Source organism: Pseudomonas sp. P5_B2 (assembly GCF_056400445.1).
This window is the reverse complement of record NZ_JBFULH010000548.1, coordinates 1-2,733: the sequence shown is the minus strand read 5'-3', so window position 1 is coordinate 2,733 and position 2,733 is coordinate 1. Positions and strand designations below refer to the sequence as shown.

2 protein-coding genes are annotated in these 2,733 nt (G+C 59.1%); one reads left to right on the top strand and one right to left on the bottom strand.

From position 1 onward, the window contains the following. On the top strand, positions 1 to 778 hold a 778-nt coding region (gene opgC / locus AC1DRJ_RS23735), incomplete at its 5' end, for an OpgC domain-containing protein (RefSeq protein ID WP_477804298.1). A gap of 58 nt (positions 779 to 836) precedes the next feature. Here opgC and AC1DRJ_RS23730 read toward each other — a convergent pair. Next, on the bottom strand, positions 837 to 2,258 hold the full coding sequence (locus AC1DRJ_RS23730; RefSeq protein ID WP_477804297.1) for an amino acid permease: 1,422 nt from the start codon (positions 2,256 to 2,258) through the stop codon (positions 837 to 839). Positions 2,259 to 2,733: the final 475 nt, after the last annotated feature.

Genomic DNA, 2,733 nt, shown 5'->3' with positions numbered 1-2,733 from the left:
CCACTTCATCACTAACCCGCAGCAAGCGTTGACGGATGAATTATTGTTACGCTTCAAACCGAACCTGATGGATCCGTTGCCGCTGTACATCGTGCTGCTGGCCGGCTTGCCGCTGGTGCTGCCAATGCTGGTGCGCAAGGCCTGGGCGGTGGTGGCGGTGTCGTTGACTGTCTACCTGCTGGCGCCGGCATTGGGCTGGAACCTGGCCGCGATCAAGGACGGCGTATGGTATTTCAATCCTGTCACCTGGCAACTGCTGTTTGTGCTCGGTGGTGCCGCTGCGATTCACGGGCAAAGGCCACGGCGGACAGTGGCTCGTCCGCTGCTGCGCCAGCCGTTGTTTGTCTGTGCGGCGGTTTACGTAATGGCGGCTGGGGTGACTACCCTCTCCTGGCGCTGGCCGGATATTCATGACGCGCTGATGCCCACCCTGCTGAACAACCTGCTCTACCCGATCAGCAAGACCGACCTGTCGCCGGTGCGCCTATTGCACTTTCTGGCGCTGGCGTACGTCACGGCGAAACTGTTGCCGGACACCGGCTGGACGCAGAATTGGCTGGCCCGGCAATGCTCGCGCATGGGGCGTTTTTCGCTGGAAGTGTTCTGCCTCGGGGTTTTGCTGGCGCCGTTGGCGGATATGATCAACGCCCTGACCGACGATGCGATTGCCATGCAAATCTTCACCGCGCTGGTGGGGGCCGGGTTGATGGGGCTATTGGCGGTCTGGCTGGAGTTCAATAAACGCCTGAATCGCTCACCGCAGATCGCTGTTGCCTGAAACGAAAAAGCCCCGGTCATCTCGACCGGGGCTTTTTTTGCATCTCAAGCCTTACATCTTACGAAGCCGAACGCATCGCACCTTGCGACACAGGGGTCGGTTGCAGCTTGAACACGTAGAACAACACCGTCAGCAGCACCAGGAACGCCGGTCCCACGTACAACGCCACGCGAGTGTCCGGGAAGTACGCCATCAGGCCGACCACCAACACCAGGAACGCCAGCGCCAGGTACGAACTGACCGGGTACAGCCACATCTTGTATTTCAAGCCGGCACGCTCGCTGGCGCTCAGTCCTTGGCGGAATTTGAGCTGGGCCAGCAGGATCATCACCCAGGTCCAGATCGCGCCGAAGGTGGCGATTGCGGTGACCCAGATGAAGACTTTTTCCGGCACCAGGTAGTTGAGCAACACCCCCAGCAGTAATGCCCCCATCGACAGCAGCAAAGCGCGACGCGGTACGCCATTTTTCGACGTTTTGGCGAAACCGGCCGGGGCTTGACCATTCTGCGCCAGGCTGTAAAGCATGCGCCCGGTGCTGAAGATGCCGCCATTGCAGGACGACAGCGCGGCTGTGATCACCACGAAGTTGATGATACCGGCAGCAGTCTTGATGCCCAGACGCTCAAAAGTCATCACAAACGGACTGCCTTGGGTGCCGATCTCATTCCACGGGTAGATCGACAGGATCACGAACAGCGCGCCGACGTAGAACAGCAGAATCCGCCAGAACACCGAGCCGATGGCATCCGGGATGGTCTTCTGCGGGTTCTTGGCTTCGCCGGCGGTCAGGCCGATCATCTCGACACCGAGGTAGGCGAACATGACCATTTGCAGGGACATCAACACGCCTTGCACGCCGTTGGGCATGAAGCCGCCGTGGGTCCACAGATTGGAAATCCCCAGCGCCACACCGTCGTTACCGAAGCCGAACGCGATCACGCCGATGCCACCGATGACCATCGCCACGATGGTGACAATCTTGATCAGGGCGAACCAGAATTCGAATTCACCGAAGGCTTTCACGTTGATCAGGTTGATGGTGCCCATGCTGATCAACGCCGACAGGGCCCAGATCCAGCGCGGCACATCGGGGAACCAGACGCCCATGTACACCGCCACCGCCGTGATTTCCGCGACGCAAGTCACCAGCCACAGGAACCAATAGTTCCAGCCAGTCAGGAAGCCCGCCAAGGGGCCGAGGTAGTCTTGGGCGTAACGGCTGAACGAGCCAGCGACGGGGTTGTGTACGGCCATTTCGCCTAGGGCGCGCATGATCACCAGGATCGCCAGGCCGCCGATGATGTACGACAGCATGATGGCCGGGCCAGCCATTTCGATGGCCTTGGCCGATCCGAGAAACAAACCGACGCCGATACAGGCACCGAGCGCCATCAAGCGAATATGCCGTTCGCCGAGTTCGCGTTTAAGCGGGCCGCCTTGAGCGGTCTCGCCGTGGGGCAGGTGATTGCCGACTGGCATAGGGGACATCCTCATCTTGTTATTGGATATACCCACCGAGTGTCGAAGCGCTGACCGATAAGCCATTGCTTGCCTGAAACCGGCCTGCATCGTGGGCAGAACCGTCCTGTAGGACAAAACCTCCAGGATCAGTGGGACGCGCAGTATAAAAAGCTTTGCGCAGGTGTTTTCACTCTATAAACAGGAAAATACAGCCACAACTCTCGGTAAAAGCCCGGTTTGTGGAGAGGCTTTAACTGGCTAAAGGTGATTTCACTCGCTATTGAAAACGGCGCCGAGTATTGCACAGCATTGGTGCATCGTCATGCCCGGAATTTTGCCGATTTTACCCGGCGACGCGTCTAAATCGACCATTTCAGAGCGACCACTCCCATGAAGCAAGAAGAACTGTTGTGGTGAGGGAGTTGCTGTGGCGAGGGGGCTTTTGTGGCGWGGGGGCTTGCCTCCGTTGGGCTGCGAAGCGGCCCCCCTCTTC